The sequence below is a fragment of the Streptococcus sp. HMSC072D05 genome, assembly GCF_001815805.1.
In the GTDB taxonomy this organism is placed as follows: domain Bacteria; phylum Bacillota; class Bacilli; order Lactobacillales; family Streptococcaceae; genus Streptococcus.
Genome location: NZ_KV821983.1, coordinates 1 through 16,004, shown reverse-complemented (window position 1 = coordinate 16,004; position 16,004 = coordinate 1). Strand labels below are relative to the sequence as shown.

Genomic DNA, 16,004 nt, shown 5'->3' with positions numbered 1-16,004 from the left:
TTACACCTTCCATGAGGAAGCAGCTCCAACAGGCTACCTCAAAGTAACCGATATCACTTTCCAAGTCAAACATGACGGCACAGTGGAAGTGACAAATGTTGGTGAAAAAGACTCTAAAGGTGAAGAGAACAAAGTCGTAACCAACGGCTCAACAGTAACTGTAACCGACAAAGACGATGACCTTCCACGTAAGATTACCTTCAGCAAGGTAAATCTAGCGGGTGAAGAAATCGCGGGTGCAAAAATCCAAATTTTCCGTGGAGAAAAAGTTGCAGGTAATCCTGTGGCTGAATGGACTTCAAAAGCCAAACAATCACATGTACTTGATTTGACTCCGGGAGTATATACTTTCCATGAAGAGGCCGCTCCAACTGGATACTTAGCAGTAACAGATATTACATTCCAAGTTAACTACGACGGAACTGTAACAGTGGTAAATGCTAGTGGAAATCAGGTTGAGTTTAAGGATGGTAAGTTAGTAGTAACGGACCAAACTGAACCAGAAAATCCTAACCTACCAAACACTGGAAGCGAATCTGGACAAGCTGCATTAGCAGCAGGTTTAGCTCTTCTAGCTTTAGGTGCAGGTCTTGTTGCAACTAAACGAAGAAAAGAAGACTAATCTCATTTAGTAGCCAATAAGTACAGTAAAGAAAGATCAGGGATAACCCCCTGGTCTTTTTTCTATGATTCAGAATAATGAAATATGATAAATTAAACTATTTACCAGTATGGTATATGACTATTGCTAAATCTCTTCTGATTTTTACTTATATAAAATAGTTTGGATAATTATTAAGGTGTATCAAACTTATAAATAAATGGAACGTTTTGTGCATTGTTCCTTTCTGTTTGTTTAAAAGAGAAGTTGTTCGTAAGTGTTCACTATACTTAAAGAAACTTCAGTCTGATGAAAGAATTAATTTTTATGGCAGTAATTTTACACTGTGTCAATATTTTCAAAAGGCAATAACCTCATAATATTACAAAAAAAGTTAATTTTGTTTTATAATGAAATTAAAGGAGGTTTCTATATTAAAAATAGAACAAATATGATAAATATTGCACTCACATATAGTTATGAAACATGTTAATATGATGTAACTTATTCAATAACCCTCATGGATTTCAACGAATTCGAAAGGAGATGAGTGTTGAGATTTTATAATCATAGTTTGTCGTTTTAATGTTTTCGGTAATTTAGAAAGGAAGATTATGAAGAACAAGAAATTTTGGTTACCCATCCTAACTTCTCTGGCCTGTTTGCTAGGGATAATCTTTGCTCCAAATTCAGTTCAAGCAAAGGAACTGAAGAACGTTATCAGTAATATTGGAATTTGGGAGGTTGATAATGGTAAGTTTATAAAACCAGATGCGAATGGTGTTTATACACTTTCTCCTGAACATCATAACTACTCAAATTATAAATTCACTGTTGATTACGATTTGAGCGCCTATGATGGTAAATTAGAGGACGGTGATACCTTTACCTTTACTGTTCCGAGCCCTTTAACTGTTAGAAATGAAACTTTTGATTTAAAAGATAAGGAAACAGATCTCGTTATCGGAGAAACTCAAATTGTATCAAACGGGGATAATAATGGTGGTAAGGCGACTATTACATTAAAAAATCTGAAAACCTATCTTGAGAAAAAAGGTGGCTATCAAGTCCAAAACGTTAAAGGAAATTTCTTTGTTGGTTTTAGTTCTAAAAATGAATTAAGCAATGAAACGCTCCGTTTTGATAAGACGGAAACTATAAATGAAATTACCCATCAAATTAAGGTCAAAAAAGGGGAAGCCTCTGATTATTCTGAAGGAATTGGACGTGCTAATTTCAGTAAGTATCATGGTCTGATTTACAAAGAGGATTGGACATCTAGTGCTCTAAATAAGAGTGGACAATATTTACACAGTTGGTATGTTCGAGCTAATCCTAAACAAGCTGCCTATAACAAAATTGAAATTCATGACTGGGTTGACCCAAATGCCTCACCGATGCAGATGATTCCTGAAACATTTAAAGTTACGGCAGGTTGGTACGATAAATCTTATTACTTTAAAGATGAGGTGGTTTTAGAAGCTGGTAAGGATTACCAAGTAAAATGGAATGATTCTTACACAGAATTTACTTTAACAATTAACAATGCATCTTCAATTCTTGCGAAGAACGGGAAACCAGCAGCATTTCGAATTAATTATAAAACAAGTGCTCCAGCTGATGGCACGCAAGTCCAAAACAATGCTGAAATGAAGGGTGATGACCAGATTCTTACATATGACGACTATAGTAATAAGACAGTCGTTAAGCAAATCGGAAACTCAGTAGTTGCTTCAGGCGGTACAATTCAGTTAGAAACTGGTTACCGTATCATTCTTTACAAGGTCGACGAGCTGACTCATGACCGTCTAAAAGGAGCAAAATTCAAGATTACTCCTCCGGCAGGAGCTACGGCTAAAGAGGAAATTGTAACGACAAATGATGACGGAATTGCTGAGTCATCTATTTACTCAGAAAGTGATATCAAGAAAGGGAACTTTACGGTAACCGAGATTGAGGCTCCTGAGGGATATGAGTTGAATCCTACTCCATTTGAGATGACTGTTGGACAAGATGGAGCTATCAAAACAGTTACAAATAAACGTAGCAAAGCTAAAGCTAAGATTAAAGCTAATAAAAACTTACAGGACGTGAGTTGAAGGCTGAAGAGTTTGAATTCACTTTAACAGACCAAGATGGTAAGGTGAAAGAAACTGTGAAGAATGACAAAGACGGAAACATTGCTTTCTCAGAATTGGAATTCGACAAAGCAGGGACTTATACCTTTAAAATTGCTGAAAAAGCTGGCAGTGATACAGGCATCAAGTACGACACTAAAACTGTTACGGCTACAGTTACTGTAACGGACAAGGGTAAAGGTGCACTTGAAGCAACTGTTTCTTACGATGATGAAAAAGCTTTCGAAAACGCTTATACTCCAGCAAAAACGGAAGTTTCTGTGAAGAAAAAATGGGATGATAAGAACAACCAAGATGGTAAACGTCCATCTTCTATCACAGTTAAATTGCTTGCAGATGGCCAAGATACTGGAAAAACACTTGAATTGACTGAAGCAAATGGTTGGGCTGGAAGCTTCAAAGACCTTGATGCTGATAAAGGCGGCACACCTATCCAGTACACTGTAGTAGAAGTAACTGTTCCTAGTTACACTTCAGAAGTTACTGGTGACGCTGCATCAGGATTCACTATCACAAATAGCTATTCACCAGAAACAGTTGATGTAAAAGCAACTAAGAACTGGGAAGATGCCAACAACCAAGACGGCAAACGTCCGACTAAGATTACAATCAATCTTTTAGCAGACGGTGAGAAAGTAGCATCGAAAGAAATTCAGGCTGCTGCAGACGGAACATGGACTGCTACATTCGAAAAATTAGCAAAATATAAAGCTGGTAAAGAAATCAAATACACTGTAACAGAAGAAGCCGTAGCAGAATACGAAGCTACTATTACAGACTTTACCATCACAAACAAATATGCTCCTAAAGAAATTGACTACAAGGTAACAAAAGTATGGAACGATGCCAACAACCAAGACGGTAAACGTCCTGAGTCCGTAACGGTTCAACTTTACAAAAAAGTAGGAGTTGCAGATCCAGTAGCCGTTGAAGGTAAGAAATTGACCTTAACAGCTAAGGATAAGACAGACGATAACACTTGGGTAGCATCCTTCACCAATCTTCCACAATACGAAGCTGGAAAAGAAATCACCTATTCTATCAAGGAAGTGGATGTACCAGCTGGTTACGAAGCCTCTGTGACTGGTCAAGTAGTGACAAACACTCACAATCCAGATACAGTCATCCTTTCAGGAACTAAGGTGTGGAAAGATAACAACAACCAAGACGGTAAACGTACAACATCTGTGAAAGTTCAAATTCTTAACGGCGACAAGGTTGTTCAAGAAATTGAAGTTTCAGAAAAAACTGGCTGGAAGTTCGAATCTAAAAAACTTCCTAAGTATAAGAATGGTAAAGAAATCAAGTATACTGTCAAAGAAACTGCTATGACAGAATACAAAGCAACCATCACTACAGATAAGGATGGCAAGTACACCATTACCAATGAATATACACCAGAAAAAATTGCTGTAAGTGGACAAAAGACCTGGATTGATAATAACGACCAAGATCGTATCCGTCCAGCATCTATCACTGTCGCTCTTCTTGCCAATGGTAAAGAAACTGGCAAGATAGCAATCGCAACAGCTGAAACAGGTTGGAAGTATGAATTCACTGAACTGGATCGTTACCAAAATGGTAAAGCAATCGAGTACACAGTCAAAGAAGTTGGTGTTCCTACAGGTTACACAGCTACTGAAACTGGTATGAATGTGACCAACACCCACACACCAGAGAAAACATCTGTAAAAGGTAAGAAGATCTGGAAAGATGAAGATAACAAAGATGGCATCCGTCCAGCATCTATCACCGTAAAACTTCTTGCAGATGGTAAGGAAACTGGTCAGACAGCTATAGTGTCAGAAACAAGTGGCTGGACTTATGAGTTTACAGGTCTTGATCGTTATCAAGAAGGTAAGGAGATTGCCTACACTGTTGAAGAAGTGAATGTTCCAGATGGTTATACAGCTTCAGTAGAAGGTTACAACATTACAAATACGCACACTCCTGAAAAACCAACACCTGGCAAACCAAATGAACCAGGTAAGCCTAAAAAGGGTGGGGAATTACCTAATACAGGAAGCGAGTCTAACCAAGCGACTCTAGTAGCTGGAATCGCCCTTCTTGGATTGGGAACAGGATTCTTGGCAAGACGCAAAAAAGAAGATTAAGTTTTTTAAACGGTATCTTTCACGAAATTTTGCAAGACAGTTTAAAAGTGGAAACAAGTGTCAATGGAAATTGGCACTTGTTTTTTTGTAACTGACCCTGGTTCTACTACCGGATACAAGTGGATAGTTGCCACTTACTGAAAAGCTATTGTTTTTGCGATGAATTCCACTATAATAGGTGACAAATAGAAAAGGAGATGTTGTATATGATTGAAACAAGATTACAAGATAAATTGAAGTCAGGTTTAGAGGTAGAAAATTTTCAAAAAGATGGCGATATCTATCTGTCTCTTAATCCAGATTATCTATCTGGAGATAATGCAAAATACATGACCATGTATAACCGTATGGCTCGCTGGTACGATATGAGTGAGAAATGGATAGGACCACTTCTCCACGGCAAGGCAATTGATAAGTTGAGAAGGGATCTGATGGGAGAAATCGAATGGAAGGATAATTTATCTGTTCTTTATGTCTCTATCGGGACTGGTCAAGACCTCCGTTATATCCCTGAGACAATTGACCTGAAAAGTTTAGACTTTGTAGGGGTAGATATTTCTATCAGTATGCTAGAAAAATGCCAGAAATCTTGCGCTAAAAAGACTAATTTGCAACTTTTCCATGCTTGCGCGGAGGATCTACCCTTTGCGGATAATAGTTTTGACATTGTCTACCATATTGGCGGAATCAATTTTTTCAATGATAAGGCCAAGGCTATGCAGGAAATGCTACGAGTGGCGAAGCCAGGGACTAAGATTTTAATTGCAGATGAGACGGCTGACTATGTGGATCAGCAATATAAGAAAAATCATTTTAGTAAGGATTATTTCAAAGATGCTACTGTTGATTTGAGTGAAATTGAGAATGCTGTTCCAAGTGAAGTTAAGGAAAAGGAAATGAAACTTCTTTGGGATGGTAAATTCTACGCCTTAACATTTAGGAAATAAAAAAAGTATCTTGGTAGAGCTTAGAAAGTAAGTATGAAGATAAAAACATTCCCTTAGACAGCTGTCTGAGGGAATGTTTTTTTATGGGAGCATCATCAATTCGACAATCATAGCTATATAGATGATTAAGGTAAGGAGAAAACCGGCTCTCCAGAAGAATTTGATGAATTTAGGGTAATAAAAACTTCGTTTTTTGACAAGGAAAAAGATTACAAGGAGGATTGCTAGGAGAGAAAGTGCGACACCAAGTCGCGGTAGAAAGTTGTGGGTAAAGGCTTTAGCAGTAATCAGATAGTACTCAAATACCAACAGTGGAAAAGCTAGATCCGCGAAATTAAATCCTATTTTCCTAAGTCCGAAAAGCTTGGTGACAATAAAGCAAACCACCAAGGTTAATATCAATAATAAAATAGATGCTATTTTCATTAAAATCATACCCATATTGTATCATAAAAAAACGCTAAAGGAAATGAGAAACAAGGGAATTTGTAGGAAAGTCAGGCTTTTGAGATTGTAGGTGTTTTTTGTTATAATGAAAGTTATGAAATCTTATAATACCTTGAATGATTATTATCGAAAACTTTTTGGAGAAAAGACTTTCAAAGTTCCTATTGATGCGGGATTTGACTGTCCCAATCGGGATGGAACTGTAGCTCACGGTGGTTGTACTTTTTGTACGGTTTCAGGTTCTGGAGATGCCATCGTGGCACCGGATGCCCCTATCCGTGAGCAATTTTATAAGGAAATTGACTTTATGCACCGCAAGTGGCCAGAAGTTAAAAAGTATCTGGTTTATTTTCAAAACTTTACCAACACCCATGAAAAGGTGGAAGTGATTCGGGAGCGATACGAGCAGGCTATCAACGAGCCAGGTGTAGTAGGGATTAATATCGGAACACGACCAGACTGTTTACCCGATGAAACCATCGAATATTTGGCTGAGTTATCGGAACGCATGCATGTGACTGTAGAATTGGGCTTACAGACAACCTTTGAAGCAACCTCTGACCTGATTAACCGTGCCCATTCTTATGAATTGTATGTTGAAACAGTAAAACGCTTGAGGAAATATCCCAAAATTGAGATTGTTTCCCATTTGATCAATGGTTTGCCTGGTGAGACTCATGAGATGATGGTCGAAAATGTCCGTCGCTGTGTTACGGATAATGATATTCAAGGAATTAAACTGCACTTGCTTCACCTCATGACCAATACACGGATGCAGCGAGATTACCACGAAGGACGCTTGCAACTGATGAGTCAGGATGAGTATGTCAAGGTCATTTGTGACCAACTAGAAATCATTCCCAAGCATATCGTCATCCATCGAATTACAGGAGATGCACCGAGAGATATGCTGATTGGCCCTATGTGGAGCCTCAATAAATGGGAAGTGCTAAATGCTATTGAAACTGAAATGAGACGCCGAGGAAGTGTTCAGGGCTGTAAGGCTGTAAAACAGGAGTTTGAAAATGAAAAGACCACTTGAGATGGCGCATGATTTTTTAGCTGAAGTCGTGACAAAAGAGGATATTGTTGTGGATGCGACCATGGGTAATGGGCATGATACCCTTTTTCTAGCCAAGCTAGCCAAGCAAGTCTATGCCTTTGATATTCAGGAGCAGGCTTTGGAGAAGACGCAAGAGCGTTTGGATCAGGCTGGAATGAAAAATGCCCAGTTAATCTTGAAAGGTCATGAGACACTAGACCAGTTTGTGACAGAAGCTAAGGCAGGGATTTTTAATCTTGGTTATTTACCTTCTGCTGACAAATCCGTCATCACTCAACCTCAGACTACTATCGAAGCATTAGAAAATCTGTGTCATTTGCTTGTCAAAGGGGGACGGATTGCTATCATGATCTACTATGGTCATGAAGGAGGAGACACCGAGAGGGATGCTGTATTGGATTTTGTTAGCCAGTTGAACCAACAAGAGTATACAGTTGCCATTTATCGGACTCTCAACCAAGTTAATAATCCACCGTTTTTAGTTATGATTGAAAAATTAGAAAGGTATAGACATGGATAAACAATACCTTCGTGAGAAGCTTGAGGCAATGCGCCAAAATTTTGTCGAGTCAACGCATCACGAGCGAGCAGTCGGGGTGCTCGATGAAGCACATATGAGCAAGAAAATGCTTAAAATCAAGAAAAAATTAGTGGCTCTTGAAATGGAACGATGCCAGAAAAAAATTGAGCACAAAGACTGTTCTAAGATTGATCAGAAAATCCAAGAGCAAAAGGAGATTTTTGAATCTTGTTGTAAAAAAGATTAAGGAGGAATTGTGTGGAATTACTCATTTACTTGATTCTATTTTTATTTGTCTTAATCATTTCAACCACGACTAATAAACTTCTCCCTTTTTTGCCCCTTCCTCTTGTACAAATTCTTTTGGGGATTGGGATTGGTTTATTTGTTCCCGATGCGGACTTTCATCTCAATACAGAGCTGTTTCTAGCCATGGTTATTGGTCCCTTACTTTTCCGAGAGGCAGAAGAAGCGGATATTACGTCCATTTTGAAGCATTGGCGGATTGTCGTCTTTCTGATTTTTCCTGTGATTTTTATCTCGACCTTAAGCTTGGGAGGCATGGCTCACTTCCTTTGGATGACTCTTCCTTTGGCTGCCTGTTTAGCAGTTGGAGCGGCACTTGGGCCAACAGATTTGGTTGCCTTCGCATCTCTTTCTGAACGTTTTCGTTTTCCCAAACGGGTTTCTAATATCCTAAAAGGGGAAGGACTCTTAAATGATGCTTCTGGTTTGGTTGCCTTTCAGATGGCTCTTGCTGCTTGGACAACAGGAACGTTTTCTCTCAGCCAAGCTGGAACTTCCCTAGCACTTTCTATCCTTGGTGGTTTTGTAGTTGGTTTTGTGACGGCTATGGTCAATCGTTTCTTGCATAGCTTTTTACTGAGTGTGCGAGCGATAGATATAGCTAGTGAACTATTGCTAGAGCTAAGTTTGCCACTCATGACCTTTTTCATCGCAGAAGAGTTTCATGTTTCAGGGATTATCGCAGTAGTGGTTGCAGGTATTTTGAAGGCCAGTCGTTTTAAGAAAATTACGCTCCTTGAGGCTCAGGTAGACACCGTGACGGAGACCGTTTGGCACACCGTGACCTTTATGCTAAATGGATCAGTCTTTGTTCTCTTGGGAATGGAATTAGAGTTGATAGCAGAGCCGATCTTGTCTAATTCTCTCTACAATCCCCTTCTTTTACTGCTTTCAGTTGTCGTTCTGACCTTCTTACTCTTTGCGATCCGCTTTGTCATGATTGCTGGTTTTTACTTTGTGAGGACGCGTCGACTTAAGAAAAAAATTAATAAGTACACGAAAGATATGCTTCTTTTGACCTTCTCTGGTGTCAAAGGAACAGTATCTATCGCGACCATTCTCCTCATACCAAGTCATTTGGAGCAGGAATACCCTCTCTTACTCTTCCTTGTAGCAGGCGTTACACTATTGAGCTTTCTAACAGGTTTATTGGTTCTCCCTCACTTATCTGAAGAACAAGAGGAAAGCAAGGATCATTTGATGCATATTGCGATTTTGAATGATGTAGCTGCAGAATTAGAAAAAGAACTGGACCATCACAAAAACAAACTTCCTCTTTATGCAGCTATTGATAACTATCATGGTCGGATTGAAAACCTCATCCTTAGTCTGGAAAATAAGAGAGTCCAAGAGGACTGGGAGTCCCTCAAGCTTCTTATCTTGAGTATTGAGAGTGACGGTTTGGAGCAAGCCTACGAAGAAAATAGAATCAGCGAGCGTGGCTATCGAGTTTACCAACGTTACCTAAAAAACATGGAGCAGAGTATCAATCGAAATTTCGCTTCTAGAGTGACTTATTACTTCCTAGTTTCCTTACGGATATTGCGCTTTCTACTCCATGAAATGTTTACCTTTGGCAAAACTTTCCGTAGTTGGATGAATGAAGAATCTCGTAAACTACTAGCAGTTGACTATGATCAGATTTCAGAGTTGTATTTGGAAAATACAGAGCTGATTATCGAGAGTTTGGAAAACCTCAAAGGGGTTTACAAGAGTTCTCTGATTAGCTTTATGCAAGAGTCTCGTCTACGCGAGACGGCCATTATCGGAAGTGGTGCCTTTGTTGAGCGGGTTATCAATCGCATCAAGCCAAACAATATCGATGAAATGCTACGAGGCTACTATCTCGAACGTAAGGCAATCTTTGAATACGAAGAAGCTAAACTGATAACAGCCAAGTATGCTAAAAAACTACGCCAAAATGTGAATAATTTAGAGAATTATTCTCTGAAAGAGGCTGCAAATACCTTGCCTTATGATATGCTAGATTTAATCAGAAGAACTTAAATGATGAAGAAAATGACGGAGGATGGAACATGAAAAAGTGGTGGAAAGAGCTGATGGACAGGCCCTTATTGAAAGCTTTTTTGCATTATTATCAAGCATCTGATAGCGAGTTGACCAGTGTTGCGGTTGCCTACTATTGGTTGATTTCAATCTTTCCTTTGCTAATGATAATGGTCAATATTTTGCCTTATTTTCAGATTCCAGTCTCAAATTTCTTACTGACGATCAAGGAATTCTTGCCTGATACGGTGTATGATGTGGTTGCCAAGATTGTCCGAGAAGTTCTGACTCAACCATCAACTGGTTTGCTGAGTTTTGCCGTTTTATCTGCACTCTGGACCTTTTCGAAATCAATGGATTTCCTCCAAAAAGCCTTTAACAAAGCCTATGGGGTGACCAAGAGTCGAGGCATTATCTCCCATCAGTTGATGAGTCTACTTGTTAGTTTTGGCTTGCAGATCCTTTTTGCCTTTGCCTTATTTTTGAGTATGTTTGGTCGTATGTTGCTCAACCTCCTCAAAACTTACTGGCAATCAGACAGTCCGCTATTTTCCTACCTGCAAGATTTTACAGGCCCTCTGGTCTATGCCTTGATCTTTGCCATTCTGGTTATGATTTATTACTTCCTTCCAAAAGTAAAAGCACCACGAATCCGCTATGTTTTACCAGGAAGTGTCTTTGTCTTGCTAACTCTTATCTTTTTATTGAATATCTTTTCTGTCTACGTCAATAGTTATGTCAATCATCTGGTTGACGTTCGATTTTTCAGTTCCATTATCGTGGTAGTCATGATGTTCTGGTTTATTCTCATTGCAAAGATTTTGATTATCGGAGCAGTTATCAATGCCAGTGTTCAGAGTTTGAAAGATCCAGAGTTTAGTATGGAATAATTAGAAAAATCCCTATTAGGTTTCCTAATAGGGATTTTCTTAATAGATAAACATGGCATCTCCAAAACTGAAGAAGCGGTAGTGTTCTTGGATGGCATGGTGATAGGCATCTAGGACTAAGTCACGACCGGCAAAGGCAGAAACCAACATGACGAGAGTTGACTTGGGCAGGTGGAAATTAGTTGAAAAAGCATCCACAACCTTCCAGTCGTAGCCTGGTTTGATAAAGATATTGGTCCAACCAGAATCTGATTGGATTTGCCCATTAAACTTGGAACCGATGGTTTCCAGTGTGCGAATCGAAGTGGTTCCAACAGCGATGACGCGACCTCCATTTTCCTTAACAGAGCGAAGGGTGGCAGCTGCTTCCTCAGAGAGCTGGTAGAATTCAGAGTGCATTTCATGTTCGTCCAGATTGTCAACAGAGACAGGTCTAAAGGTTCCGAGTCCGACGTGAAGAGTGAGATAGACCAGATGAACACCCTTGGCTTGGATTTCTGCTAGCAGTTCTTTGGTGAAGTGCAATCCAGCAGTCGGTGCTGCAGCAGAGCCACTCTCTTTAGCGTAGACCGTTTGATAGCGTTCACGGTCATCCAGTTTTTCATGGATATAAGGTGGCAATGGCATTTCTCCCAGACTTTCCAAAACTTCTAGGAAAATTCCTTGGTATTCAAAGCGGACAATGCGGCCCCCGTGGGTCAATTCTTCCGTAACAACAGCGCTGAGGCGACCATCGCCAAAGTTGACACGAGTACCAACCTTGAGGCGTTTGGCAGGTTTAGCGAGAACCTCCCACTCATCACCTGCAGTATTTTTGAGCAGGAGAAGCTCCACATGACCTCCTGTCTCCTCTTTTTGACCATAGAGGCGGGCAGGGAGAACACGGGTGTCATTCATGACAAGGGCATCACCAGGTTCCAGCATGTCGATAATGGAGTGGAAGTGTTTATCCTGCATTTCTCCCGTCTCGCGATTAACGATAAGGAGTTTGGAGGAATCTCGTTTTTCAAGGGGCGTTTGGGCAATCAATTCCTCAGGTAAGTGGAAATCAAAATCAGCTGTATTCATATATCTCTTCATTCTTTCTAAGTTCTAATCTTATCCATTATAACATGTTTCAAGTTTGGGCGCTCTTTTTTTAGAAATTAAATCGTTTTCACTTGACAAAAATTGGTCTATACCATATAATAAATATAGATTAAAATGGAGGATGAAAAGATGAAAGTTATTAAAGTTGAAAACCAAGTCGAAGGTGGAAAAGTTGCTTTTGAGATTTTGAAGGAAAAATTAGCCAATGGCGCTCAAACATTGGGACTTGCGACAGGAAGTAGTCCACTTGAGTTTTACAAAGAAATCGTTGAGAGTGACCTTGATTTTTCAAATCTAACCAGTGTGAACCTTGATGAGTATGTAGGGCTTGATGGGGACAATCCACAATCTTACCGTTACTTCATGCAAGAAAACCTGTTTAACCAAAAACCATTTAAAGAAAGTTTCTTGCCACGTGGTGTTAAGGATAATGCTGAAGAAGAAGTAGAACGCTACAATCAAATTTTAGCTGACCATCCTGTTGATTTGCAAATCTTGGGGATTGGTCGCAATGGACATATCGGCTTTAATGAGCCTGGCACTCCATTTGACAGTCAAACGCATCTAGTAGAACTTGACCAGTCTACTATCGAAGCCAATGCTCGCTTCTTTGACAAGATTGAAGACGTCCCAACCCAAGCCATTTCAATGGGAATTAAAAACATCTTGGATGCCAAGTCAATTATTCTCTTTGCTTACGGTGAGTCTAAAGCAGAAGCCATTGCTGGAACAGTGTCTGGTCCAGTGACTGAAAGTCTACCAGCAAGTAGCCTACAAAACCACCCTGACGTGACTATTATCGCTGATGCAGAAGCGCTCAGCTTACTTGAAAAATAAAAATTACACGAACCACTTGCTCTTTGGAGTGAGTGGTTTTTTGATTCTTATAAGCTAGAAGTGAAATTTTGATAATTTTGGTTTAAACTATAAAATATTTGAATAAAGAAATTATATAAATTTTAATGCAGGAAAAAAATATAACAAGATAATAATTGAAGTTAAGTATACGTAGTTTTTTTCTTTTATAATTTAAATAATAACTAAAATTTTTTAAGTTTACTTAGTAGCGAAGCTATAAAAAAAGTTGTATAATGTTCTGAGTTATAAAATTATAATTAAGGAGATTATAATGGGGAAAGATTTATTTAATCCACGCCTTCATAAGTTTTCTATTCGAAAACTAAATGTAGGTGTTTGTTCTGTGCTCTTGTCTACTTTTGTCCTTTTGGGAGCAACTTCTCAAGTTAGTGCTGATGAGACGAGTGTGACAAACTCTTTAAACGAGGTAGCTAAAACAAACCTTGATAAAACAACGGGGACTTCTATATCACCTACAGATTCTAAAACATCGGAAAAGTCTGAAACACCATCTGTAGTAGAATCCTCTCAACCAACTAAAGAAACAGCAACTTCAAATTCTGGAACAGAGCCTGCTGATAAAAAGAACAATGACAAATCGGTTATCTCTGAAACATCACAGTCTCCTGTTGAGAAACCAGTTACTTCTCCAGAAGATAAATCTACAGAGAGTGCTAAACCAGAAACTGCAGTTGCTCCAATAATTGCTGAACCTACTGAGACGTCTAGTGTTACTGAACAATCTACACGTTCTCGTAGAGTTCGTCGTGATACCCAGGCGACTTCAGTTGCACCAGCTAGTTATGCAGGTGCGGACGATGCGACTCCTGTACCACGTACATCTAAACCAGAATTGTCTGAATCAGAGAAGAAAGAAAGTACACAATTAGCAAAACAAATTAACTGGATTGATTTCTCTGATACAGCAAGCTTGAAAAACTTAGATCCTCAGGGAGGGTTTAAGATTGGAACTACTTATACGAAAGAAATTTCACCTGGTTATGTAGTTACCTTGACAGTTACTGAGCTTAAACCATTCCACGCTACTGAAATTTATAAAAAGCGTGTGGAAGGAACTTCATCTGCTGGAACTTATGATCCAAATGCAACAAACAGTTATTTAAAAAGTTGGAAAGATTATGGAAAAACTCCACCTCCTGTATCAGGTCAACCTCAAGATAAATGGAGTACTATTGGGGGACAAGGTTTTGATACACAAGGCCATAAAACACAAATTATCGTACCAGTTGATGGTGTAAACTGGGGGGTTAAATTTAAAATAGAAGCCACTTATCGTGGAAAAAAAGTAAAACCAGCAGTTGTTATGGCTGATGGAGAAGATGCTAACCCTGGTGAATATGGTATTTTTACCACTAACGGTGAAGGTTGGGAATACGTAGGAGAATGGATGAAAGGTCCTCGTGCAAAAGGTCCTTACACTGTTACGACTGAAGAACTTGTTAAGCAGGCTGACAAGACAACAAGAGGTGGTCTACTCATCCTAAAAGATAAGACTGTCGATTGGAATAAGTTTTTGAGTCCTGATACAGTTACAGGTGGTCTAGGTAGTCAAGTATTTGGACCAATAGTTTCAGCAAGTAAAGCAGTGCCAGTTGTAATGACCCGTGGGGCTTCTGAGGTAGGTTTTTATGTTGCGACCGCAGGGCAACAGGCACTTATGATGGGATTCTTGGTAGTTGATGGTGGTGATGCGCCAGAAAGTTACGGTGAAGCTCACCATACTATCTCTACACGCGATTCGATAACAAATGTTCAAATAAAGCAACCTTACTTAGGTTCTACAGAAGCAGATATCGATGTGGATTCTAAAAATGATTGGACTTCTGATGATCGTGAGGATGTTTCAGATGAAGGTCCGCAGCAATTGCTAACTGCTGATCAATATAACAATACTAACGACCTTTTGGATTTAAACAAAGCTAAGAATGGCACTTATACCCTTAAGATTAAGGCTAATCCAAATGGTAATGCTAAAGCATATGTCAAAGCATGGGTGGACTTCAATAATAATGGGAAATTTGATGATAATGAAGGCAGTGTAGTTAAAGAAATAACTGCTAATGGAGATCACACTTTAACATTTAATGCAATTCCGAGTCTTAGTGGTGGCTTAGTTGACCAACTTGGAATGCGTGTGCGTATTGCGACTAATGCAGGTGATATTGAGAAGCCTACCGGGATGGCATTTAGTGGTGAAGTAGAGGACATGTTGGTTCGTCGTACTTATCCACCTCAAGGTGAAAAGAAAGAAACAACAGGTCTTCAAGGTGAAACACAAAATGCTACAGTTCACTTCACACCTAAAGGACCAGATCGTTCAGACTTTGTAACTAATGCTAGCATGAGTAGCCAAGCGCCACAGATTTTGGATAATCAAGGAAATGTCTTGACTCCAACAAACGGCAATACTTATGTGCGTCCGGAAGGAACCTATGTAGTGACTACTAATGGAGATGATATCGATGTAGCGTTCACACCAAATGCAGACTTCACAGGAACTGCTGAAGGGATTAATATTCGTCGTACAGACTCAAACGGTTCATCAACTAACTGGCAATCAACTGATGCATCAAATCCAAATAAGAATGACATTTTGAACAATATGGATGGTCGATACATTCCTACTGTTCGAAAGATACCAACATATGAATCAACTGGTGTTCAAGGTCAAGAACAAAACAAAAATCTAATCTTTAATGATGGCGATCCAGATAAAACGCCAGTGACTCCAGATGCTTCACGCCCTGCGACCTTTGTGGATGCTAACGGCCAACCTATTATTGGTAACTCAGTTCCTGCTACATCCAATGGTCAGTCAGTTGGAACTTATGAGTTAGACCCTAACACTGGTCAAGTCACTTTCAAACCTAACAAAAATTTTGTTGGTACCCCAGACCCAGTTACTGTCCAAGTAAATGATTCTAACGGTGTTCCTTACCGAGCACATTATAAACCAACAGTGACTAAGGTAACACCAACCAGCACTAACGCAACCAGCACAGG

General features: G+C 39.4%; 11 protein-coding genes and 1 pseudogene. 10 read left to right on the top strand and 2 right to left on the bottom strand.

Annotation, left to right across the window (positions count from 1 at the left end; all coding sequences use genetic code 11):
• The 3 genes and pseudogenes from HMPREF3057_RS01125 to HMPREF3057_RS01115 form a co-directional block, all read left to right on the top strand.
• On the top strand, positions 1-622 hold a 622-nt coding region (locus HMPREF3057_RS01125), incomplete at its 5' end, for a prealbumin-like fold domain-containing protein (protein WP_142350328.1).
• A 593-nt stretch (positions 623-1,215) separates the two neighbouring features.
• Positions 1,216-4,853, top strand: a pseudogene (locus tag HMPREF3057_RS01120) (Cna B-type domain-containing protein).
• 206 nt (positions 4,854-5,059) lie between these two features.
• On the top strand, positions 5,060-5,800 hold the full coding sequence (locus HMPREF3057_RS01115; RefSeq protein WP_000573478.1) for a class I SAM-dependent methyltransferase: 741 nt from the start codon (positions 5,060-5,062) through the stop codon (positions 5,798-5,800).
• An 81-nt stretch (positions 5,801-5,881) separates the two neighbouring features.
• On the opposite strand, the gene HMPREF3057_RS01110 is transcribed toward HMPREF3057_RS01115, so the two are convergent.
• On the bottom strand, positions 5,882-6,241 hold the full coding sequence (locus tag HMPREF3057_RS01110) for a DUF3397 domain-containing protein (RefSeq protein WP_008281343.1): 360 nt from the start codon (positions 6,239-6,241) through the stop codon (positions 5,882-5,884).
• A 91-nt stretch (positions 6,242-6,332) separates the two neighbouring features.
• On the opposite strand from HMPREF3057_RS01110, the gene HMPREF3057_RS01105 reads away from it, so the two are divergent.
• The 5 genes from HMPREF3057_RS01105 to HMPREF3057_RS01085 are packed head-to-tail and all read left to right on the top strand — an operon-like array spanning position 6,333 to position 11,033.
• Positions 6,333-7,289 carry a tRNA modification radical SAM protein MnmL/YtqA gene (locus HMPREF3057_RS01105; protein ID WP_000867033.1) on the top strand — a complete coding sequence of 319 codons (957 nt, stop codon included), beginning with the start codon at positions 6,333-6,335 and terminating at the stop codon, positions 7,287-7,289.
• On the top strand, positions 7,273-7,830 hold the full coding sequence (locus tag HMPREF3057_RS01100; RefSeq protein WP_000828420.1) for a tRNA 5-(aminomethyl)-2-thiouridylate-methyltransferase MnmM: 558 nt from the start codon (positions 7,273-7,275) through the stop codon (positions 7,828-7,830). The genes HMPREF3057_RS01105 and HMPREF3057_RS01100 overlap by 17 nt, the downstream gene beginning before the upstream one ends.
• Positions 7,823-8,077 (top strand): hypothetical protein, encoded by a 255-nt coding sequence (locus tag HMPREF3057_RS01095; RefSeq protein ID WP_000361094.1) that lies wholly within the window; start codon positions 7,823-7,825, stop codon positions 8,075-8,077. The genes HMPREF3057_RS01100 and HMPREF3057_RS01095 overlap by 8 nt, the downstream gene beginning before the upstream one ends.
• Before the next feature lie 11 nt (positions 8,078-8,088).
• The gene (locus HMPREF3057_RS01090) at positions 8,089-10,143 is read left to right on the top strand and encodes a cation:proton antiporter (protein ID WP_000421612.1); all 2,055 of its coding nucleotides are present in this window, start codon (positions 8,089-8,091) and stop codon (positions 10,141-10,143) included.
• A 29-nt stretch (positions 10,144-10,172) separates the two neighbouring features.
• On the top strand, positions 10,173-11,033 hold the full coding sequence (locus HMPREF3057_RS01085; RefSeq protein WP_000759516.1) for a YihY/virulence factor BrkB family protein: 861 nt from the start codon (positions 10,173-10,175) through the stop codon (positions 11,031-11,033).
• Positions 11,034-11,072: 39 nt separating this feature from the next.
• Here HMPREF3057_RS01085 and queA read toward each other — a convergent pair whose 3' ends face one another.
• Entirely contained in the window at positions 11,073-12,101 is a 1,029-nt protein-coding gene (gene queA, locus HMPREF3057_RS01080) for a tRNA preQ1(34) S-adenosylmethionine ribosyltransferase-isomerase QueA (protein WP_001090173.1), read from the bottom strand.
• Between the two features lie 150 nt (positions 12,102-12,251).
• Between queA and HMPREF3057_RS01075 the strand changes: the two genes are divergently transcribed.
• Both HMPREF3057_RS01075 and HMPREF3057_RS01070 read left to right on the top strand, forming a co-directional pair.
• Complete coding sequence (locus HMPREF3057_RS01075; RefSeq protein ID WP_000864609.1) at positions 12,252-12,959, top strand: glucosamine-6-phosphate deaminase; 708 nt, start codon at positions 12,252-12,254, stop codon at positions 12,957-12,959.
• Positions 12,960-13,251: 292 nt separating this feature from the next.
• A partial coding sequence (locus HMPREF3057_RS01070) for a CshA/CshB family fibrillar adhesin-related protein (RefSeq protein ID WP_142350327.1) occupies positions 13,252-16,004 on the top strand: 2,753 nt, incomplete at its 3' end.

Bases quoted from the DNA above. Each gene is read 5' to 3' on its own strand.
- HMPREF3057_RS01110 (WP_008281343.1), bottom strand. From the start codon at position 6,241: ATGGGTATGATTTTAATGAAAATAGCATCTATTTTATTATTGATATTA.
- HMPREF3057_RS01105 (WP_000867033.1), top strand. From the start codon at position 6,333: ATGAAAGTTATGAAATCTTATAATACCTTGAATGATTATTATCGAAAA.
- HMPREF3057_RS01085 (WP_000759516.1), top strand. From the start codon at position 10,173: ATGAAAAAGTGGTGGAAAGAGCTGATGGACAGGCCCTTATTGAAAGCT.
- HMPREF3057_RS01100 (WP_000828420.1), top strand. From the start codon at position 7,273: ATGAAAAGACCACTTGAGATGGCGCATGATTTTTTAGCTGAAGTCGTG.
- HMPREF3057_RS01095 (WP_000361094.1), top strand. From the start codon at position 7,823: ATGGATAAACAATACCTTCGTGAGAAGCTTGAGGCAATGCGCCAAAAT.
- HMPREF3057_RS01115 (WP_000573478.1), top strand. From the start codon at position 5,060: ATGATTGAAACAAGATTACAAGATAAATTGAAGTCAGGTTTAGAGGTA.
- HMPREF3057_RS01075 (WP_000864609.1), top strand. From the start codon at position 12,252: ATGAAAGTTATTAAAGTTGAAAACCAAGTCGAAGGTGGAAAAGTTGCT.
- queA (WP_001090173.1), bottom strand. From the start codon at position 12,101: ATGAATACAGCTGATTTTGATTTCCACTTACCTGAGGAATTGATTGCC.